Source organism: Amycolatopsis taiwanensis DSM 45107 (assembly GCF_000519205.1).
In the GTDB taxonomy this organism is placed as follows: domain Bacteria; phylum Actinomycetota; class Actinomycetes; order Mycobacteriales; family Pseudonocardiaceae; genus Amycolatopsis_E; species Amycolatopsis_E taiwanensis.
Window position 1 is genome coordinate 473,399 of sequence record NZ_KI912598.1, and the last position, 20,957, is coordinate 494,355.

Annotated in this window: 18 protein-coding genes; 11 read left to right on the forward strand and 7 right to left on the reverse strand. The window is 69.7% G+C overall.

From position 1 onward, the window contains the following. Positions 1–4: 4 nt before the first annotated feature. From A3CU_RS0137065 to A3CU_RS0137085, 5 genes are all read right to left on the reverse strand, one after another. Complete coding sequence (locus A3CU_RS0137065) at positions 5–799, reverse strand: ABC transporter ATP-binding protein (protein ID WP_027946493.1); 795 nt, start codon at positions 797–799, stop codon at positions 5–7. 23 nt (positions 800–822) lie between these two features. Continuing rightward, entirely contained in the window at positions 823–2,109 is a 1,287-nt protein-coding gene (locus A3CU_RS0137070; protein WP_043843751.1) for a sulfate adenylyltransferase subunit 1, read from the reverse strand. Further along, a complete protein-coding gene (gene cysD, locus A3CU_RS0137075) occupies positions 2,109–3,014 on the reverse strand; it encodes a sulfate adenylyltransferase subunit CysD (protein WP_027946495.1) in 906 nt (301 codons plus the stop codon). The genes A3CU_RS0137070 and cysD overlap by 1 nt, the downstream gene beginning before the upstream one ends. A gap of 9 nt (positions 3,015–3,023) precedes the next feature. After that, positions 3,024–3,770, reverse strand: coding sequence for a phosphoadenylyl-sulfate reductase (locus A3CU_RS0137080; protein ID WP_084144140.1), 747 nt, complete (start codon positions 3,768–3,770; stop codon positions 3,024–3,026). A 107-nt stretch (positions 3,771–3,877) separates the two neighbouring features. Next, positions 3,878–5,575: a nitrite/sulfite reductase gene (locus A3CU_RS0137085; RefSeq protein WP_027946497.1), complete on the reverse strand. Its 1,698-nt coding sequence runs from the start codon at positions 5,573–5,575 to the stop codon at positions 3,878–3,880. Between the two features lie 303 nt (positions 5,576–5,878). Between A3CU_RS0137085 and hemW the strand changes: the two genes are divergently transcribed. Together hemW and A3CU_RS0137095 are read left to right on the forward strand one after the other, a co-directional pair. Further along, positions 5,879–7,000, forward strand: coding sequence for a radical SAM family heme chaperone HemW (hemW, locus tag A3CU_RS48540; RefSeq protein ID WP_052372807.1), 1,122 nt, complete (start codon positions 5,879–5,881; stop codon positions 6,998–7,000). Positions 7,001–7,238: 238 nt separating this feature from the next. Further along, entirely contained in the window at positions 7,239–7,484 is a 246-nt protein-coding gene (locus tag A3CU_RS0137095; protein WP_156960739.1) for a hypothetical protein, read from the forward strand. 108 nt (positions 7,485–7,592) lie between these two features. Here A3CU_RS0137095 and A3CU_RS0137100 read toward each other — a convergent pair whose 3' ends face one another. Continuing rightward, the gene (locus A3CU_RS0137100) at positions 7,593–9,140 is read right to left on the reverse strand and encodes an FAD-dependent monooxygenase (RefSeq protein ID WP_027946499.1); all 1,548 of its coding nucleotides are present in this window, start codon (positions 9,138–9,140) and stop codon (positions 7,593–7,595) included. A gap of 116 nt (positions 9,141–9,256) precedes the next feature. Here A3CU_RS0137100 and A3CU_RS0137105 point away from each other — a divergent pair, with 116 nt between their 5' ends. Beyond that, entirely contained in the window at positions 9,257–9,874 is a 618-nt protein-coding gene (locus A3CU_RS0137105) for a TetR/AcrR family transcriptional regulator (RefSeq protein ID WP_027946500.1), read from the forward strand. A 596-nt stretch (positions 9,875–10,470) separates the two neighbouring features. Here the strand turns inward: A3CU_RS0137105 and A3CU_RS0137110 are convergent. Continuing rightward, the gene (locus tag A3CU_RS0137110) at positions 10,471–11,406 is read right to left on the reverse strand and encodes a LysR family transcriptional regulator (RefSeq protein WP_027946501.1); all 936 of its coding nucleotides are present in this window, start codon (positions 11,404–11,406) and stop codon (positions 10,471–10,473) included. 75 nt (positions 11,407–11,481) lie between these two features. On the opposite strand from A3CU_RS0137110, the gene A3CU_RS0137115 reads away from it, so the two are divergent. The 8 genes from A3CU_RS0137115 (at position 11,482) to A3CU_RS0137150 (ending at position 20,941) form a co-directional block, all read left to right on the forward strand. Next, positions 11,482–12,372: an FAD binding domain-containing protein gene (locus A3CU_RS0137115; protein ID WP_027946502.1), complete on the forward strand. Its 891-nt coding sequence runs from the start codon at positions 11,482–11,484 to the stop codon at positions 12,370–12,372. Between the two features lie 2 nt (positions 12,373–12,374). Beyond that, positions 12,375–12,881 carry a (2Fe-2S)-binding protein gene (locus tag A3CU_RS0137120; protein WP_027946503.1) on the forward strand — a complete coding sequence of 169 codons (507 nt, stop codon included), beginning with the start codon at positions 12,375–12,377 and terminating at the stop codon, positions 12,879–12,881. A gap of 229 nt (positions 12,882–13,110) precedes the next feature. Then, positions 13,111–15,489 carry an aerobic carbon-monoxide dehydrogenase large subunit gene (locus tag A3CU_RS0137125; RefSeq protein ID WP_043843753.1) on the forward strand — a complete coding sequence of 793 codons (2,379 nt, stop codon included), beginning with the start codon at positions 13,111–13,113 and terminating at the stop codon, positions 15,487–15,489. After that, entirely contained in the window at positions 15,489–16,277 is a 789-nt protein-coding gene (locus tag A3CU_RS48545) for an XdhC family protein (protein WP_063628960.1), read from the forward strand. The genes A3CU_RS0137125 and A3CU_RS48545 overlap by 1 nt, the downstream gene beginning before the upstream one ends. Continuing rightward, entirely contained in the window at positions 16,258–17,142 is an 885-nt protein-coding gene (locus A3CU_RS0137135) for an AAA family ATPase (protein ID WP_027946505.1), read from the forward strand. Before A3CU_RS48545 ends, A3CU_RS0137135 begins: the two co-directional genes overlap by 20 nt. After that, the gene (locus tag A3CU_RS0137140; protein ID WP_027946506.1) at positions 17,135–18,214 is read left to right on the forward strand and encodes a vWA domain-containing protein; all 1,080 of its coding nucleotides are present in this window, start codon (positions 17,135–17,137) and stop codon (positions 18,212–18,214) included. Before A3CU_RS0137135 ends, A3CU_RS0137140 begins: the two co-directional genes overlap by 8 nt. A 71-nt stretch (positions 18,215–18,285) precedes the next feature. Next, entirely contained in the window at positions 18,286–19,035 is a 750-nt protein-coding gene (locus A3CU_RS0137145; RefSeq protein WP_027946507.1) for an ABC transporter ATP-binding protein, read from the forward strand. Between the two features lie 4 nt (positions 19,036–19,039). Continuing rightward, complete coding sequence (locus A3CU_RS0137150) at positions 19,040–20,941, forward strand: FtsX-like permease family protein (protein WP_156960740.1); 1,902 nt, start codon at positions 19,040–19,042, stop codon at positions 20,939–20,941. The last annotated feature ends 16 nt before the right edge of the window (positions 20,942–20,957 follow it).

Sequence of the window (20,957 nt, forward strand, 5' to 3'; positions counted from 1 at the left end):
GTCGTCATGCCGCATGGTTGGAAATCACCTCACGCAAGCGCCGGTTGATCACGTCCACGGTTTGGCTTTCCTCGGCGCCGGAGAGCCCGTCGACCCGCCACTCCTGCACGACCCGGCCCGGGCGCGAGGACAGCAGCACCACCCGCTCGCCGAGCCGCACGGCTTCACGCACGTCGTGGGTCACGAACACCACCGCGGCCCCGGTCGCACGCCACAGGCGGACCAACTCGCCCTGCAGGACGTCCCGGGTGATCGCGTCCAGCGCCGAGAACGGTTCGTCCATCAGCAGCAGCGACGGCCGCGAATCGTCCGAGGTGTGCAGCGCCGAGGCAAGTGCCCGCGCGAGGGCCACCCGCTGGCGCATCCCGCCGGAAAGCTCGTGCGGCCGTTTCTTGTCCGCGCCGCCCAGCCGCACCAGGTCGAGCAGTTCGCGGGTACGGGCCTTGCGCTCCGCCCGCCCGATGCCGCCCAGTTTCAACGGCAGCTCGACGTTGGCGGCCGCGGTCAGCCACGGCATCAGCGCGGCCTCTTGGAACATCACCGCGGGACGCCCGCTGTTGACCTCCACGTCGCCGGCGGTCGGCCGGTCCAGGCCGGCGATGAGGTTCAACAGGGTGGTCTTGCCGCAGCCCGACGCGCCGAGCAGGCAGACGAACTCTCCGGGCGCCACCTGGAGATCGACGCCGCCGAGCGCGACCACCGCACGGTCGCCCTGACCGAATGTCTTGTGCACGCCGCTCAGCCGCGCGGCGTGTGCGGTGAGTGGCCCCACCGCGGAACTTTCCAGCGTCGCGGCCATCGCGCCCGCCTCTCTGGTCACGGTCACGGGTTGGGTAGCGGCGCGCCGACCAGCCCGGCGGCCAGCGTGTCACCGTCGGTGGCGTCGATCACCAGGAATGCCCCCGTGCGGCGGCTGACCGCGTAGTCGTCCACCGGCAGTGGCTCGGCGGTGCGGAGGCGAACCCGCCCGAGCTCGTTGAGCAGCAAGGTATCCGGCGCGTCCACACTGGACAGCTTCTGCTCGTCGAACCGGGCGGTCAGCTCTTCGACGAAGGCCGGCACCGTGCGGGCGCCGTGCTTGACCAGCACCCGCGCGCCCGGCCGCAGCGGCTTCTCCGACAGCCAGGCCAGGGTGGCGTCCAACTCGTCGGTGAGCATCGGGGACTCGCCGGGGGAGGCGATCACGTCCCCGCGCCCGATGTCGAGTTCGTCGGTCAGCAGCAGGGTCACCGACCGCCCGGCGACGGCCTCCGCCAGCTCACCGTCGGGAGTGTCGATCCGCGCCACCGTGCTGCGCCGGCCTGTCGGCAGCAGCACCACCTCGTCGCCACGGCGGATCGTCCCGGCCGCGACCTGGCCGGCGTAACCGCGATAGTCGGGATGTTCCGGCGTACGCGGGCGGATCACGTATTGCACGGGGAAACGGAAGGGCGCGTCGTGCGGGTCCGGCGCCGCGGGCACCGATTCCAGGTGCTCCAGCAGCGTCGGGCCGCGGTACCAGGCCGTCCGGTCCGAGCGGTCGACCACGTTGTCACCGACGAGCGCGGAGACCGGGAGGGCAAGCACGGAGCCGTCGGGGTAACCCAGCGACGTGGCGTGTGCGACGAACTCCTTGGCGATGACGCGAAAAGTCTCCTCGTCGTAGTCGACGAGGTCGATCTTGTTCACCGCGAGCACCAGGCGAGGCACCCCGAGCAGCGCGAGGACGGCGGCGTGCCGGCGGGTCTGCTCGACGACGCCCTTGCGTGCGTCCACGAGCAGGATCGCCAGCTGCGCGGTGGATGCGCCGGTGACGGTGTTGCGGGTGTACTGCACGTGACCGGGAGTGTCGGCCAGCACGAACGAACGCCTTGGCGTGGCGAAGTACCGGTACGCCACATCGATCGTGATGCCCTGTTCCCGCTCCGAACGCAGTCCGTCCACCAACAGTGAAAGATCCGGAGTGGACAGACCGCGGTCGACGCTCGCTCTGGTGACCGCGTCGAGCTGGTCCGCGAGCACGGACTTGGTGTCATAGAGCAGCCGGCCGACCAGAGTGGACTTTCCGTCGTCCACGCTGCCGGCGGTGGCCAGGCGCAGCAACGAACTCGGCGGAGACTGGATCGGCATCAGAAGTACCCCTCCCGCTTCCGGTCCTCCATCGCCGCCTCGGAAAGCCGGTCGTCGGCGCGGGTGGCGCCTCGTTCGGTGAGCCGGCTCGCCAGCACTTCGGCGATCACCTCGTCCACAGTGGACGCGGTGGACTCCACAGCGCCGGTGCAGGAGCCATCACCGACCGTGCGGTAGCGGACGGTCAGTTCCCTGACCTCCTCACCGCTTCGTGGGCCACCCCACGGCCCCTCGGTGAGCCACATGCCGTCCCGGCGATAGACCTGGCGCGGGTGCGCGTAGTAGATCGACGGCAGCTCCACCCCTTCCCGCGCGATGTAGTGCCACACGTCGGCCTCGGTCCAGTTGGAGAGGGGGAACACGCGCACATGCTCTCCCGGGCGGTGCCGCCCGTTGTACAGGTTCCACAGCTCGGGACGCTGGCGGCGCGGATCCCATTGCCCGAACGCGTTGCGCAGGCTGAAGATCCGCTCCTTCGCCCGTGCCCGCTCCTCGTCGCGGCGCCCGCCGCCGAAGACCGCGTCGAACCGGTGCTCGGCGATGGTGTCCAGCAGCGGCTGGGTCTGCAACGGGTTGCGCGTGCCATCCGGCCGTTCGGCCAGCCGGCCGTCGTCGATCCAGTCCTGCACCTCCGCCACGATCAGCCGGAGGTTGTGCTCGGCCACCACCTTGTCCCGAAACGCGATGACTTCATCGAAGTTGTGCCCGGTGTCCACGTGCAGCAGCGGGAACGGGACCGGCGCGGGCCAGAACGCCTTGATCGCCAGGTGCAGCAGCAGGGTCGAATCCTTGCCGCCGGAGAACAGGATCACCGGGCGGTCGAACTCGCCGGCGACCTCCCGGAAGATGTGGATCGCCTCCGACTCCAGGGCCGTCAGGTTGTCGGTCGTGACTACATCGAGCATGTTTCCCCCTCAGCCGTGCAGGCCGCATTCGGTCTTGGCCGTGCCGGCCCAGCGGCCGCTGCGCGGGTCCGCCCCCGGAGCGACCTTCGCGGTGCACGGTGCGCAGCCGATCGACAGGTAACCCTCGGACACCAGCGGGTTCTCGAGGATCCCGTGTTCGGCGAGGTAGCCGCGGAACTCCTCGTCGGTCCAGTGCGCGATCGGGTTGACCTTGACCAGCCCGTTGCGCTCGTCCCAGCCGACGACTGGGGTATTCGCCCGCGTTGGCGCGTCAACCCGGCGTACCCCGGTGACCCAGGCGGAGTAGCCGGCCAGCGTCTTTCGCAGCGGCACGACCTTGCGCAGTTGGCAGCACAGGTTCGGGTCCCGGCCGTGCAGTCTCGGCCCATGCTCGGCGTCCTGCTCGGCGACGGTGTGTTCCGGCGTCGCGTTGACGACGCGGATGTCCGGGTAGACCGTGGCGACCGCGTCGCGGGTGCCGATGGTCTCCGCGAAGTGGTATCCGGTGTCCAGAAACAGCACGTCCACATCGGACTTCACCTGGGTCGCCAGGTCGACGAGCACCGCGTCCTGCATGTTCGAGGCGACGATGAAGTCATCGCCGAAGGTCTCCACCGTCCAGCGCAGGGCATCCAGTGCGCTCGCGCCGGCGAGTTCCCCAGACGCCCTCTCCGCCAACTCCTTCAGCCCGTGTCTGTTCACTCGTTCCTTCGCGGGTTTGCGCGCGACCGCGATCGCGTCGACGGGGCGCTCCATTTGAGGCCGAGTCACGTCCCCGACAAGGGCGCCCCGCCGCCCCGATAGCGGGACGGAAGCGCGCGCGTGCTGGTCACCTTGACTGCCGCGACCTGATACAGTCCCGTTCATCGCAGATCGGCCTCCGCGGCCCGCGCCACCCACTGCGGGAAGCGTTCGCCCGGCTCGCGCTGGGTCAGGTAGTTGCGCACCACGCGCTCGACGTAGCCGGCCAGTTCGTCGGCGGTCACCTTGTGGCCGCGCACCTTCCGGCCGAAACCGGCATCCAGACCCAGCCCGCCGCCCAGGTGCACCTGGAAGCCCTCGACCTGGTTGCCGTCCGCGTCGGTGACGATCTGACCCTTGAAGCCGATGTCCGCGGTCTGGATGCGGGCGCAGGAGTTGGGGCAGCCGTTCAGGTGCACGGACACCGGGTTGTCCACTTCGGACTGGAGGTCGGCGAGCCGCCGCTCCAGCTCGGCCACCAGGTCGCGGGCCCGCGCCTTGGTCTCCACGATCGCCAGCTTGCAGAACTCGATTCCGGTGCAGGCCATGATGCCGCGCCGCCACGGGCTCGGCTCGGTGGGCAGGCCGATCTCGGCCAGCTCCGCGCGCAGTCCGGCCAGCTCGGACTCCGGCACGTCGAGGACGAGGATCTTCTGCTGCGGGGTGAGCCGCACCCGCGAGGACCCGGCGCGCTCGGCGGCCTTGGCCACCGCGATGAGCGTGGACCCGGAGACCCGGCCGGCGGTCGGCGCCGCACCGACGTAACACAGGCCGTCCTTCTGCCGGTGCACCCCGATGTGGTCGCGCCGCTGTTCGGGCACCTCGGGCGCGGGGCCATCGACCAGTCTGCGGCCCAGGTACTCGGTTTCGAGCACCTCGCGGAACTTCGCCGCGCCCCAGTCCTTGACCAGGAACTTCATCCGTGCCCGGGACCGGAGACGGCGGTAGCCGTAGTCACGGAAGACGCTGACCACGCCCTCCCAGACTTCCGGCACCTCGTCCCGCGGCACCCACGCGCCAAGGCGCTGGCCGATCATCGGGTTGGTGGACAGGCCGCCGCCGACCCACACGTCGAAACCGGGTCCGTGCTCGGGGTGGCGCACCCCGATGAAGGCCACGTCGTGGATCTCGTGCGCGACGTCCTGCAGCCCGGAGACCGCGGTCTTGAACTTGCGCGGCAGGTTCGCATACTCGGGTTTGCCGAGGTAACGGCGCTTGATCTCGTCGATCGCCGGGGCGCCGTCGATGATCTCGTCCTCGGCGATGCCGGCCACCGGCGAGCCGAGGATCACGCGCGGGCTGTCGCCGCAGGCGGTCATGGTGGTCAGCCCGGCGGACTCCAGCTTCTGCCACATCGCCGGCACGTCCTCGATGCGCACCCAGTGGTACTGGACGTTCTGGCGGTCGGTGATGTCCGCGGTGTCACGGGCGTAGGTCTGCGAGACCTCGCCGATCACGGCGAGCTGTTCGGTGGTCAGCGCGCCACCGTCGATGCGCACCCGCATCATGAAGAACTCGTCGTCGAGTTCCTCCGGGGCAAGCGTCGCGGTTCGGCCGCCGTCGATCCCGGGCTTGCGCTGGGTGTAGAGGCCGTACCAGCGGAACCGGCCGCGCAGGTCGCCCGGGTCGATCGAGTCGAAACCCCGCTGGGCGTAGACGTTTTCGATGCGGGCGCGCACGTTGAGCGGGTGGTCGTCCTTTTTGGATTGTTCGTTCGCGTTGAGCGGTTCGCGATAGCCCAGCGCCCACTGGCCTTCACCGCGACGTTGCTTGGGGCGGGCCGGGCGTGTGGTCGAGGTTTCGCCTGGAGCCGAGGCCATGGGTGTCCTCCCGTCTTCGGGGCGCCGCGCACGCGAGCGCCCCAGCCGTGGTGAGGGGGTGGCTCCCGGCGTCCGGCGCTCGCTGGTCCTTGCTCGGGATCGGGTGGCGGCGGAGTCAGCTGGCCGCGTGGCACAGTGCGCTGGAGACACGCCGGTAGTCGACGTGCCGACGCACGACGAGCAGGACACCGGCGTAAGTCATGCACGTCAGCGTGCCAGCCGTTCACCGCGCGGTCCAGGCTGCCCGCATCCTGGGAAGGGGCTCACCTTCGCAGGTCAGCGGGGGTAGGGGACACTGGAGGCGTGTTCGGGGTTTATGTACATGTGCCGTTCTGTGCCACACGATGTGGGTATTGCGACTTCAACACCTACACGGCGGGAGAGCTCGGTTCGGCCGCGTCGCCGGAGTCGTGGCTCCAGGCCCTGAAACGGGAACTGGCGCTGGGGGTCAAGGCGGTGGGTGCCCGCCCGGCCGAGACGGTGTTCGTCGGCGGCGGCACCCCGTCGTTGCTCGGCGCCGACGGGCTCGCGTCCGTGCTGGATGCGGTGCGTGACTCGTTCGGCCTGGCACCCGGCGCGGAGGTGACCACCGAGGCCAACCCGGAGTCGACGTCACCGGAGTTCTTCGACGGCATCCGGCGGGCCGGTTACACCCGGGTTTCCCTGGGCATGCAATCGGCCGCGCAACATGTGTTGAAGGTGCTCGACCGGGTCCACACGCCTGGGCGCCCGGGCGTTGCCGCGCGGGAAGCCCGCGCGGCCGGGTTCGAGCACGTCAACCTCGACATCATCTACGGCACGCCCGGAGAGCGTGTGTCCGACCTTCGCGCATCGCTGGATGCCGTGCTCGATGCCGGGGTCGACCACGTTTCGGCGTACTCGCTGATCGTGGAGGACGGTACGGCCCTCGCGCGCCGGGTGCGCCGCGGTGAGTTGCCCGCGCCCGACGACGACGTGCTCGCCGGTTACTACGAGGTGATCGACCAGACACTGAATGCCGCCGGTCTCGCCTGGTACGAGGTGTCGAACTGGGCCGCTTCCCCGGATGCCCGGTGCCGGCACAACCTCGGGTACTGGCGCGGTGGCGACTGGTGGGGCGCCGGTCCCGGCGCGCACAGTCACGTCGCGGGTGTCCGGTGGTGGAACGTCAAGCACCCGGCCCGTTACGCGTCCCTGCTGGCCGAGGGCGTCTTGCCCGAGGCCGGGCGCGAGGTGCTCACCGACGACGACCGGCACCTGGAGCGGATCATGCTGGAGCTCCGCCTCGCCGAAGGTCTCCCACTCGACGCGCTCGACGCCGAGGGCGAACAGCAGGCCCGCGTCGCGGCCGACGACGGGCTGCTCACCCTCGCCGGTGACCGCGCCGTGCTGACTCCCCGGGGCCGCCTCCTCGCCGATGCCGTTGTCCGCCGTCTCGCCGCTTGACCGCTCATAGCAGCGCCAACTCGTTATCATCCCGCCGTGGCAGGAGACCTGGCGAGGGGCTTGCCGACGGCCTCATCCTTTCGGCCGTCTTCCCCATCGCACTGGTCGTCTTCGCTGTGTATTTTCTGCGTCTCGCGGAATGTTTAGCCTGACCGTTACTGCGGCGCTTTGACCTACCGTTTCATGTAATCCGGTTGTAAGTGGCGTCCTGGACACTCGGTGGCATGTGGGTTCGTGGTTGGGCGACGCTGCCGGCGGTTTCCTGGCGGTGTTCGGTGGCATGTTTCTTGGGGTAGCGTTCGCGTACCTCTTCGGCACCGTGATTGCCTTTCCAGCCGGCCTGCTCGTCGATATTCCGTTGACGGAAGGGTTTGGCGTACTGGTCAACACGCGCCGGGTGTCGGGCAGCCGGTCTTGGCGAGATCGCACTGCGCACGATTCGCACACTTTCTCGATCGCTGTTCTGGCGGTGCGGCACCTGTAGACGGACCTGCGTCAACCTCGCTTGGGTCACCCGGAAACGGCTGGACTGGACCGATATCCGAGGCATCGTTTTCTCGACCGAGCGAGGGAGCACCGCTGACACAGACCGTCATGGTCTGGCCGTGCCGCGCTGTAGCGCGTCGTGGAGCCATTGGCCGAGGCGTGGCGCTTCGGTATGGCTGCCGCGCCAGGCCAGGTGCGCGTCTGGCCGCACCAGCCATACGTTCCGCTGTTGACGGGGGCGGTCGGGGGTGAGCGTCACGACGATGTCGCCGAGGTGTTTCTGTGCTTCCGCGAGGAGGTCGTCGTGGCCTCCGCCGGGCATCAGCAGTGCCCATCGCTGCCCGAGTTCGGCGTGCAGGCGGGTGTGGCTGCCGTCGGCGCGTGTGCAGGTCAGGTCCGGGACGCGATCGCCGGGCCGTGGCCCTCGACCCAACCGCTGCCTGGTGCCCTTGGCCAGGGGCCCGCGTCGGTAGGTCACCCACAACTGGGACGCCAGTTGAGTGACTCGTCGTTGCACGGAACGCATGGTGGCGACCGGAATCAGCACCCGCCTGCGCAGGAACCGCATCAGCGGGCTTTCACCGACCTGCAGCCGGGTTGCGGTCGTGGTTCGCCGAAGCACTTCGGTCGCCAGTGGCCGGCGTTCTGCCTCATAGGTGTCCAGCAGTGCCTCCGCGGCCCGCCCGCGCATGACCAGTGCCAGCTTCCAGGCGAGGTTCTCCGCGTCACCCAAGCCGGTAACCATGCCCTGCCCGCCGAACGGGCTGTGGATGTGAGCCGCGTCGCCGACGAGGAAGACCCGGCCCTTTCGGTAGGTGTCGGCGAGCCGGCGGTGCACGCGGAAGACCGAGGTCCAGACGGCGTCCTTGATCTGGATGTCGGTGCGTCCGGTGCGCTCGGGCACCAACCGGCGAAACCGTTCCAGGACCTGAGCCGGTTCGCCCTCCGCGCTGCTGTCGCCGGCCGGGTCGTAGGCCATCAGCCGCCACAGGTCGTCCGCCCGCCCGACTTCGCGCATCGGCACGGCGAAGAACGGTCCGTCCGGGTGTGGCCAGCCATGCCCACCGGCACGGTCGACAGGCCAGTCGGCGTGCACGTCCGCGAGCAGGAACTGTTCGGTGAGGCGGACACCGGGAAACCCGATGCCGGTCAGCTTGCGCACCGTGCTGTGCGCCCCGTCGCAACCGGCCAGCCACCGGCAGCTCACGGTGCTCCCCGTGCTGAGCACCCCGGTGACCTCGTGCCCGTTCTGGCTGACATCGACCAGCGTTGTGCCCCAACCGATGTCGACACCCAGTTCGCTCAGTCGACGCCGCAGTGCTGCCTCGATGTCGGCCTGTGAGACATACATCGTCGTGCGGGCGGTGTCCAGGCCGAGGTCGCCGAACCGGATCGTGATCGCCGGCCGCCCGTCGAGGTATTGGGTCAGGGTGAGCGCGGTGAGCGAACGATCCGGCAGATCGCCGAGACCGCCGAGTCGATCAAGCACTTCAACGCCCCGGGCGTGCAGGATGTTCGCCCGCGACGTCGACGCCGGTCCCGATGCGCTGTCCACGACTCGAACGGAGACCCCGTGCAGGCGCAGCGCGCAGCCCAGCGCCAGCCCGGAAGGCCCGGCACCGACGATCAGCACCTCGGTGTCCACCACGTCCATCACGGCCCCCAACGGTCCTTACGCTCAACGACTCGGAACGGTTCCGTTCCGGACTGGAGGTTAGCGGGTCGAGGATTCGGAACGCAACCGGTCCGTTCCGTACTACAATCATCGCGATGACCGAACCAACCCGAACGCGGCCGGCGGCCGGAGGGGCGCTGCTGCGAGGACATGTCACCAACGCGATCACAGCCGCGGCCCTGGATGAACTGGTCCAGTCCGGCTATGCGCGCATGTCCATGGAGGCGGTAGCCCGGCGCGCCGGCGTCGGCAAAGCCGCCATCTACCGCCGCTGGGCGTCCAAACAGGCCATGGTGGAACAGATCGTGGGCGACCTCGCCTGGAATGTCGTCCCGGTTCCCGACACCGGAAGCCTCCGAGACGACGTCAGCAGCTTCGTCGCACACGCCACTGCGTTCAGACAGGATTTACGGGCGAACCGCATCATCGCCGACCTCAGTGCCGAGGCCAGCCGTAATCCACAGCTCGCCCAAGCCTTCTACTCGGCCCTGCGTGAACCCCGCCGCACGGCCGGCTCCACCATGCTGCACAAGGCGATCGAACGAGGAGAACTCCCCACGGACCTCGACATCGACCTCGCTCTGGACTGCCTCGTCGGCCTCACCTACGCCCGCCCGCAGGCGTTCACCGCCTCCGGTGAGCCGGCCGACGCCTATTCCCAACAACGGCTGGTCGATGTCATTCTCACCGCGCTCGCCGCCTGTCGCCGCTAGGGTCCGTATCGATGTCGATCAGAGCCATTGGTTGAGTGCGGCGGGGTGGACGGTGGCTTCGTAGCGGGTGGCGAGTTTGTCGTAACGGGTGCTGACGGTGCTCTGTTCCTGTTCCAGATTCCTGTGTTCGCAAGCCAGAACTCAAGCGCCTGGACCGGGGACACGCCCGACTGAACCGGGAACTCAGGTGCCTGGACCTGGAACTCGCGTGCCCTACCCGGGAACTCGCGTGCCCTACCCGGGAACTCAGGTGCCTGAGGCGAGAACTCGGGTGCCTGAGGCGAGAACTCGGGTGCCTGAGGCGAGAACTCGGGTGCCTGAGGCGGGAATTCGCGTGCCTGAGCCGGGGACACGCCAGGTGTTGGCGTGTCCCCGACTGGCGAGGGTGAGTTCTGGGTTCGGGAGGGTGAGTTCTGGGTTCGGGAGGGCGAGTTCTGGGTTGGGGTGGGGTGAGTTCTGGGTTTGGGGCGGGTTCCGGGGTTCGGGGAGGGCAAGAACGCCAAGATCAGCCCAAACCCACCCCAGCCGACTTCGACACAGGCCCTAGTCGTCCCGACATCCACGGAGCGCGAGACGCTCGTACACACGCTGGTGGATCAGCTCCAGATCGTGACGTAGACCGGCGGCCGGAACCGGGAGGGCGGCACACCGCTGCCCGGTGAGCGCATCAGCTGCATCGCGGCCGGGGTCCCGAGAAAGTGCCGCAGGGCCGCGGCCGCGACTGATCCACGATCACGCGGCAGGGTGGTCAGGTGCCAGCACACGGTCGCGGGGGTGGCCGGGGTCGGCACGATCTTCAACTCGTGCCGGCGCAGTTGCGGCGCGGCGAGGTGCTCCGCCGCGATCGACACCCCGTTGCCGCTCGCCGCCGCCGACCAGGCCGCCGTCTGGTTGGGGAAGACGCTGATCACCGACTCCGGCACGCCCAGCCGACCCAGCAGGCGGGCCGTGTCGCTGCCGGGGTCGGCCGCCGCCGGGTCCACCAGCCAGGGCCACTTCGCCGGGCTGCCGGTGTACCGGGTGTGCGGCGAGCCCACCGCGACGAGGGTGCACCGGAAGATCGGCGTGCTGTCCAGCCCGCCCTCCAAGGACGGGCCGAGTGCGGCGTCGGCGAGCCGGTTGCTCACCAGCACTGGCATCTCCGAGACGCGGGCCACCCCGGCGGAAGCGTCCACGGCCTGGCCCGGCCGCGCGGAGAAGGCCGCCAGCAGCGGGTTCGCCACGAATTCGGCGATCGTGTTGGTGACCGCGACCTGGAGTCGCTCGGCCACGCCGTTGGCTTCGCGCACCGCGGCGTCGGCGTCCGCGCCCAGCGCGACCATTTGCGACGCGATCGGCAGGAGCCGGCTGCCGCCTGGGGTGAGGGTCATGCCGTTCGGGCTTCGCACAAGGAGCTTGTCGCCGTGATGCTGGCGCAGCGCGGCGAGCGCCTGGGAGACCGCGGGCTCGCTCACACCCAGCGCCCGCGCCGCGCCTGACACCGAACCGAGGCGGGCGACCAGCACGAACGCGCTCAGCTGCGCGAGGGTCACAGCCTTCTAGTCTAGCTATAAGTGTTCGATTAACCAGCCGTTGTCGTTTTCTTTCCTTGGCCGCACTGTGCTCTCATGCAGGTGCCCGCCCAGTTCCAGTACGAGAAAGCGACAAGCGTCGAGCACGCGCTGAGCCTACTCGCGCAGTACGGGCCGGAGAGCCGGATCGTGGCCGGCGGTCACAGCCTCCTGCCGATGATGAAGCTCCGGCTGGCCCAACCGGAGGCGCTGATCGACATCAACGACCTCGAGGAGCTGTCCAGGATCAGCGTCGAGGAGCACATGCTGTGGATCGGCGCGCTGGTCCGGCACGCCGACCTGCTGGCCTCGGCGGTGGCCGGTGAGCATTTCCCGATCTTCCACGACGCCGAACGCATGATCGCCGATCCCATCGTGCGCAACCGCGGCACGGTCGGTGGTTCGCTGTGCCAGGCGGACCCGTCCGAGGACCTGTCCGCGGCCTTCACCGCGGTTCGCGGCGAGGCGGTGATCCAGGGGCCGGACGGCCGGCGGGTGGTGCCGGTCCGCGAGTTCTTCACCGGCCCCTACCAGACCGTGGTCGGCGACGGCGAGATCCTGACCCATCTGCGGGTGCCGATCCGCTCGTCGGCCTCGGCCTACGAGAAGGTCGAACGGCGGGCCGGCGACTGGGCGGTCGCCGCCGCGGGTGCCGAGCTGCGCCTGGAGGGCGACACGCTGGCGGAGGTCGGCATCGGTTTGACGGCGGTGGGCGCTTCGAGTTTCCACGCGCCGGAGGCCGAGGAGTTCCTCGTCGGCGGCCCGGCCACGGACGAGCGGTTCGACGAAGCCGGTGCGATCGCCGCCCAGCACTGCGAACCAGTGCCCGACCAGCGCGGCCCGGTCGACTACAAGCGGCACCTGGCCGCAACGCTCACCACGCGCGCGTTGCGCCGAGCGAGGACACGCTGGCACGGGCAGCACAACGGCGCGGAGAAGGAGTCCTGACCATGGAGATCAGCGTCGACGTCAACGGCCAGAACTACCGGGCCGAGGTCGAGCCGCGTTTGCTGCTGGTGCACTTCCTGCGGGACACGCTGGGGTTGACCGGCACGCACTGGGGCTGCGACACCTCAAACTGCGGGGCCTGCGTGGCGTGGCTGGACGACGTGCCGGTCAAGTCGTGCACGGTGCTCGCGGTGATGGCCGATGGGCACCGGGTCCGCACCGTCGAGGGGCTGGAGACCGCCGACGGCCTCGACACCGTCCAGCGCGGTTTCACCGAGTGCCACGGGCTCCAATGTGGATTCTGCACGCCGGGCATGATGATGACGGCGCGGTGGCTGCTCGACCACAATCCCGATCCCTCGGAAGACGAGATCCGCGAGGCGATCTCCGGCCAGATCTGCCGGTGCACCGGTTACGAGAACATCGTGCGTTCGATCCGTTGGGCCGCCGAGCATGAGGCCACCGCCGTGGAGTCCGGTGTGGACACTGGGAAGGGGGTGCCCGCATGAAACTCCTTGAGTCGAGTCGCGGCAATCGAGGTGACCACAGAGCGCGCCTTCTCTGTCCGCTATCGGGGCGGCAGGGCGCCCATCTGAATTCCGTTACCCGGATTCGTAAGGAGCGCCCTGTCGACACGATCAAGGGGGTCTGGGGGCTTGCCCCCAGCCGGGGTGTGGGGGCCGAGCCCCCACAGGACACAGTGGCGCGCAAACTCGCGGAGGAAACAGCGTGACTGCCATGGAAACGCCGGTGGGTTATGGCCGGATGCACCGCAAGGAGGACGCTCGGTTCATCCGCGGTCACGGCAACTACGTCGACGACATCACCTTGCCCGGAATGCTGCACGGCGCCGTGCTGCGCAGTCCATATGCACACGCTCGGATCGTCTCGGTGGACACGACGGCGGCCGAGGCGCATCCGAAGGTCAGGGCCGTGATCACCGGCGAGACCCTCGCCGGGCTCAACCTGGCCTGGATGCCGACGTTGTCGAACGACGTGCAGGCCGTGCTGGCCACCGACAAGGTCCGATTCCAGGGCCAAGAGGTCGCGTTCGTCGTCGCCGAGGACCGCTATTCCGCACGCGACGCGCTGGAACTGATCGAAGTGGAATACGAACCGCTGCCACCGGTCGTGGACGCCCGCAAGGCGCTCGACGAGGACGCCCCGGTGATCCGTGACGACCTGGAAGGTCGCACCGACAACCACATCTTCGACTGGGAAGCCGGTGACTCCGACCGCACCGACGCGGTGTTCGCCGCCGCGGACGTGGTCGCCGAGCAGGACATGCTGTATCCACGGGTGCATCCGGCGCCGCTGGAGACCTGCGGAGCGGTCGCCGAAATGGACAAGATCACCGGCAAGCTCACCGTGTGGACGACCACCCAGGCGCCCCACGCGCACCGCACCGTCTACGCGCTCGTGGCCGGCCTGCCCGAGCACAAGATCCGGGTCGTCTCGCCGGACATCGGTGGCGGTTTCGGCAACAAGGTGGGCATCTACCCGGGTTACGTGTGCGCGGTGGTCGGTTCCATCGTCACCGGAAAGCCGGTGAAGTGGGTGGAGGACCGCTCGGAGAACCTGATGAGCACCTCGTTCGCCCGCGACTACCACATGCACGGCGAGATAGCGTCCACAAAGGACGGTAAGATCCTGGGCATCCGGGTGCGGGTGCTCGCCGACCACGGCGCGTTCAACGGGACCGCGCAGCCGACGAAGTTCCCCGCCGGCTTCTTCAGCGTGTTCACCGGGTCCTACGACATCGAAGCCGCGCACTGCTCGGTCACCGGGGTCTACACCAACAAGGCGCCCGGCGGGGTGGCCTACGCGTGCTCGTTCCGCATCACGGAGGCGGTGTACCTGATCGAGCGGCTGGTCGACGTGCTCGCCTTCGAACTCAAGGTGGATCCCGGCCAGTTGCGGATGCGTAACCTGTTACGACCGGAGCAGTTCCCGTACCAGAGCAAGACGGGCTGGGAGTACGACTCCGGCGACTATCCACGCACGCTGCAGTTGGCGCTGGAAATGGCCGGCTACGACCGGTTGCGGGCCGAGCAGGCGGAGCGGCGCGAGCTCACCGCCTCCGGGCAGAGCAAGGACCTGATGGGGATCGGCGTCGCGTTCTTCACCGAGGCCGTCGGCGCGGGGCCGCGCAAGCACATGGACATCCTCGGGCTCGGCATGGCCGACGGTGCGGAACTGCGGGTGCATCCCACCGGCAAGGCCGTGCTCCGGCTGTCCTGCCAGAGCCAGGGGCAGGGGCACGAGACCACCTTCGCGCAGATCGTGGCGGAGGAACTCGGAATCCCGCCGGACGACATCGAGGTCGTACACGGTGATACCGACCAGACGCCGTTCGGGCTGGGCACCTACGGTTCCCGCTCGACGCCGGTGTCCGGCGCGGCGACCGCGGTGGTGGCTCGCCGGGTGCGCGAACGTGCCAAGATCGTGGCCTCGGCGATGCTGGAGGTGAGCCCGGACGACCTGGAATGGGAGAAGGGCCGCTGGTTCGTCAAGGGTGACCCGGAGGCCGGGAAGTCCATTCAGGACATCGCGATGGCCGCGCACTCCAGCCTCGAACTGCCCGAGGGAGTGGAGGGCCACCTCGACGCGACCTGCGTGTACAACCCGCCCAACCTGACCTACCCGTTCGGTGCCTACATCTGCGTGGTGGATGTCGACGCGGACACCGGGCAGGTCAAGGTGCGCAAGTTCGTCGCCGTGGACGACTGCGGGGTGCGGATCAACCCGATGATCGTCGAGGGCCAGGTGCACGGCGGGCTCGCCGACGGGGTCGGCATGGCGCTGATGCAGGTGATGGCGTTCGACGAGGACGGCAACCACCTCGGCGGGTCCTTTATGGACTACCTGCTGCCGACCTCGATGGAATGCCCGTCCTGGGAGCTCGGCGAGACCTGCACACCATCGCCGCACCATCCGATCGGCGCCAAGGGGATCGGCGAATCGGCCACGGTGGGTTCGCCCGCGGCGGTGGTCAACGCGGTGATCGACGCGCTCAAGCCGTACGGTGTGCGGCACGCGGACATGCCCCTGACCCCGGCCGCGGTGTGGTGCGCCGCGCACGGTCGTCCACTTCGGACAGATTTGGCGATCTCGTGATGGTCAACGCGGAGTTGCTCGCGCACGCCGACTCGCTCCGGGCCGAGCGGCACCCGTTCGTGCTCGCCACCGTCGTGCGTGCGCAGCGTCCCACCAGTGCGAAGCCGGGTGACTCCGCGCTGCTGCTGCCCGACGGCACGATGGAGGGGTTCGTCGGCGGCGACTGCGCCGGGGCCACCGTGCGCGAGCAGGGCAGCCGGCTGCTCGGCACCGGGCGCTCCACGCTGCTGCGGATCACGCCGGAGGCGAAGCCGGATGAGCGGGAGGAGGGGGTGGTCGTCGTGGAGAACCCCTGTCTGTCGGGCGGCACGCTGGACATCTTCCTCGAAGCGCAACTGCCACCCGCGCTGGTCATCGTGTTCGGTGACGCACCGGTGGCACGAGCGCTGGTCTCCCTTGGCACGGCCATCGGGTACGACGTGCGGATCGGGGACTACTCGTCCGCGCTGCCGGAGGACACCGCGGCGGTCGTGGTCGCCACGCACGGCCAGGACGAGGAATCCCCGCTGCGGGCCGCGCTTTCCGCCGGGATCGGCTACGTCGGGCTGATCGCCAGTCGGCGGCGCGGTGGCAAGCTGCTGGCCGCATTGGGACTGTCCGAAGAGGAATCCGCGCGCGTGCACACGCCGGCCGGGCTGGACATCGGCGCGCGCACCCCGCCGGAGATCGCGGTCTCGGTGTTCGCCGAGCTGATCGCGTGCCGGGCGGCGGCCGAGCAGGCCGAGCGGGCCGAACCGGAACCCCTCGCACCCGCCGGGCACGAGCATCATGCCTGCCACCACGGGTGAGCCGGCCTCCGCCGGCGAGCTGGCCGCGCGCCTGGCGGAGGTCGGGTACCTGACCGACGAGGCCCTGGCCACGGCGCTGTTCCTGGCCGTGGCCATGGCTCAGCCGATCCTGCTGGAAGGCGAGCCGGGCGTCGGCAAGACCGAGGCCGCCAAGTCGCTGGCCAGGGCGCTGGACACCGAGTTGATCCGGTTGCAGTGCTATGAGGGCCTGTCTTCGGCGGACGCGCTGTACGAGTGGAACTATCCTCGGCAGCTGCTGGGCATCCGGCTGGCCGAGGCGCGCGGTGAGAAGCTGTCCGAGGCGGATCTGTTCCGTGAGGAGTACCTGCTGGCCAGGCCGCTGCTGGCGGCGATCGAGCACCCAGGCCCGCGACCGGCGGTGCTGCTCATCGACGAGGTCGACCGCGCCGACGACGAGTTCGAGGCGTTCCTGCTGGAACTGCTGGCCGAGGCTACGGTGACGATCCCGGAGCTGGGCACGCGGCGGGCGCGGTTCCGCCCGCTGACCGTGCTCACCTCCAACCGCACCCGGGAACTGCACGACGCGTTGAAGCGGCGCTGCCTCTACCACTGGATCGCGCATCCGGACGTCGACCGGGTGGCCGCGATCATCCGGCTGCGCGTGCCCGGGGTGGCCGGGTGGCTGGCGAGCCGGGTCGCGCGGTCGGTGCAGGTGTTGCGCGGGCTCGAACTCTACAAGCCGCCCGGGGTCGCGGAGGCGATCAACTGGGCGAACGCGCTGCACGTACTGGGAATTTCCACAATGGACTCCTCGGCGGTGCGGCAGACCATGAGCGCCGTGCTCAAATACTCCGAAGACCGTGTGATCGCGGAGGATTCGCTGGCCGAGGTGGCGGGTGAGTGATCTGGCGCTGGTCGCGGCCCGGTTCGCCGAGGTGCTCCGGGCCGACGGCCTGTCCGTCGGCGCGGACCGTGCCGCCCGGTTCGCGCAGGCGATCACCGTCCTCGAACCCACCCGTCCCGAGCAGCTTTACTGGTGCGCGCTGGCCACCCTGGTGTCCTCGCCCGAGCAGGTTTCCGTATTGACCCGGGTTTTCACCGTCGTCTTCGGCGAAACCCCGCAACTGGCGGTCGCCGCGGCGGGCGCGCCCAAGGTCGCGGCCGGCGGGCCCGGCGCGGGCACCGACCCGTCGGGAAGTTCGCGCCAGGAGGTCGGCGAGCTGGCGAGTGTGCTGGAAAGGCTCGCGTCGCGCGACTTCGCCGATCTGGAGTCGGACGAGCTCAGCCTGCTGGCCACGTTGATGCGGCGGTTTCGCCTGGCCACACCGTTGCGACGCTCTCGTCGGAAGCGGGCGGCCGCGTCGGGCCGGCGCGTTGACCTGCGCGAGACGCTGCGGCGGGCCCGGCGTTCCGGCGGCGAACCGGCCGTGCTGCACCGGTGGACCCCGCGCGAGAAACCGCGGAAACTCGTTGTGCTGTGCGACATTTCGGGCTCCATGCAGCCACACGCACGCGCCATGCTGCAACTGCTGGTGTGCGCGACGGGCGGGGCGCGCGCCGAGGTTTTCACCTTCGCCACCCGCCTGACCCGGCTCACCCGCGCTCTGGCCACGGACCCGGCGGCAGCGCTGCGCCGGGCGGGGGAGGAGGCGCCCGACTGGTCCGGAGGCACCCGCATCGGCGAGTCGCTGCGCGGGTTCATCGACGACTACGGCGCTCGCGGCATGGCGCGCGGCGCGGTCGTGGTGATCATCTCGGACGGCTGGGAGACCGGTGGCGCCGAGGAGCTCGCGGCCCAGCTGGCCCGGCTTGCGCGGCTGGCGTACCGGATCGTCTGGGTGAACCCCCGTACGGCCAAGCCCGGCTACCGGCCGCTGGCCGGCGGGATGGCGGCGGCCTGGCCGTACTGCGATGCGGTGGTCAGCGCTCATCGCCTCGACGCGCTCGACGAGTTCCTGGCCGCGCTCGCCGGGTAGGGACAACCCCACCTGGCATTCGGGGGAGCGCACGGGTGACCGCGCGGTGGTGCCGATGGTGAGCTTTGACCATGACGAGGGCACTTTCGACCGCGCACGCGACCGCGGTCGAACTGAGCGGCGTGACCAGGGAGTACGGCATGAAACAGGCGCGGGTCCGCGCGCTCGACGGAGTCAGCCTCGGCTTTACAGCCGGTTCGTGGACCGCCGTGATGGGCCCGAGCGGTTCCGGCAAATCCACTTTGCTGCACTGCGCCGCCGGCCTGGAACGCTGCACCAGCGGCCGGGTCGTCATCGGCGGGCGTGACATCACCACCGCTTCGGACGACGAACTCACGACGTTGCGACGGCAGCACGTCGGCTTCGTGTTCCAGAGCTTCAACCTCATCGGCTCGCTCAGCGCCGAGCAGAACGTGGCCCTGCCGCTCAAGCTCGCCGGACAGCGAGTATCCAAAAAGGAGGTTCATCGGGTGCTGGCCTCGGTCGGCCTCGCCGACCGGATGCGGCACCGGCCACGGGAGCTCTCCGGCGGCCAGCAGCAGCGGGTGGCGATCGCGCGGGCCATGGTGACCCGCCCCGCCGTGCTGTTCGCCGATGAGCCGACCGGCGCGCTCGACTCGAAGTCGGCGCGGACCGTGCTCGCGCTGCTCCGGCAGCTGGTCGACTCGGCCGGGCAGACCATCGTGATGGTCACGCACGACCCGGGTGCCGCGGCGAGCGCGGATTCCGTGGTCTTCCTCTCCGACGGCCGGGTGGTCGACCAGGTTGTGAACCCAACGGCGCGCGAGGTCGCCGACCGGCTCGCGGCGCTGGAGTCCTGAAGCCGTGTTCGAGTTGTCGCTGAGGACCTTCCGTGAACGATGGACCCTGTTCGTCGGCGCGATGGTCACCGTCACCCTGGGCGTGGCCTTGGTCCAGTCCTCGCTGCTGATCCTGATTTCCGCCGCGTCACCCGTATTGCCGCCGGGGTTGTCCGAAGGTCAGGCCGCCCAACTGCGGACCGGCTACATCGCGGCGATCACACTGCTGGCGATGGTCCTGGCGATCGCGGCGTTTCTGGCGGTGTTCATCGTCAGCTCGACCTTCGCCTTCACTGTCGCCCAGCGCCGCCGCGACCTCGCGTTGTTGCGCCTTGTCGGCGGGAGCCGGGGCCAGCTCCGCCGCCTGCTGCTGTCCGAGGCGCTCCTGCTCGGCCTGGCCGGGACGGCGCTGGGCGTGCCGCTCGGGCTCATGGTCCAGCGTGTCCAGTCCGCACTGCTGACCAGCCTCGGGTTCCTGCCGGACAGTTTCGCCCCGCGCTGGCAGGGCTGGATTCCCGCGGTCTCGTTCGGGATCGGGATTGGCGTCGCCGTGCTCGGAGTCCTCGCCGCGTCCCGTCGCGCGGCGAAGGTGCGGCCCCTGGAGGGGCTGCGTGACCTGGGTCAGGCGGCCCGGGTGATGACCTTGCCCCGGTGGTTGGCCGGGCTGCTGTTCCTGGCCGGGTCGATCGCGCTGGTGATCGTGTCGCGGTTCGTCCCGCCGAGCGGCGCCGTCCCGATCTCGCTCGGCGTGTCGCTCGCCGCCGCGGTCGGGCTGAGCGCGCTCAGCCCGCTGATCGTCCCGCTGGTGGGCCGCGTGTTCGGAATGTTGCTGCGTCCCAGCACGCTGGGCGGGCTCGCGCAGGCCAACCTGACCGACGGTGTCCGGCGCAGCGCTTCCACTGCGGCGCCGCTACTCGTTCTCGTCGCACTCGTGCTCGGTATTTCCGGGACCATGTCGACGATTTCCGGCGCCGCGAACGGGGAAATGGCCCGAGACCTGGCTGCTGACCTGGTGGTCCAGTCCGGCTCCCCGTTACCGGAACACGTGTCGGGCGTCGCGGTGGTGTCGACCGAGACGCCCGTGCCGATAACGGTCACCTTCGACAAGAGCAGCGACACCAAGGCCAAACAGAAGACCAAGGACGTCCAAGCGCTCGCGGTGGATCCGGCGGATTATCGGCAGCTTCACCGCCTGGCGCCGGATTCGATAGCCGACCTGCACGGCATGACCATGGCCGCGTCGTCCGGCAAGGGCATTCCGGCCGGGGCGACGGTCACAGCGCGCATCGGGGGCCGGGAACTGGCCCTGCGGGTCGTGGCGACACTGCCCGAAAGCGCATCCGGCAAGTCGACCGTGCTGCTTCCCCGAGAACTGGCGCCACCGGGACCGGCGCGGACCTTCGTCCGGCTGGCGCCCGGCGCGGACGCCGACACGGTCGCCAGCGCTTACCGGGCCGCCGGAGCATCGCAAGTGATGACCGCCGCCGAGTGGATCGCCGCGGCATCGTCCAAACAGGAGGAGACGAGCGCGGGCATCATGGCCGTGCTGATGGGACTCGCCGGGCTCTACACGGTGATCGCCGTGATCAATGCGGTGGTGATCGCGGGCGCAGAGCGCAAGGCGGAGTTCGCCGCGGCGCGCGCGACCGGGCTGCGCCGCCGCCAGGTCGTGCTGATGGTCTTGCTGGAGTCGTGCGCGGTCGCGGCGATCGGGCTGCTGTTCGGCTGTCTCGCCGCCGTCGGCACGCTCACCGGAATCGGCTCGGCGATGAGCCGGCTGGCCGGAACCACGGTCTTCACCGTCCCGTGGTTGCCGCTCGCGCTCGTGGCCGCCGGGGCGTTCGTCACGGTCGGCGTCACCAGCGTGCTCACCACGCTCTCGGCCACCCGTACCGCCCCGGTCCACCTCCTCGGCGCCCGCGAGTGAATCAGGCCCCGATCCT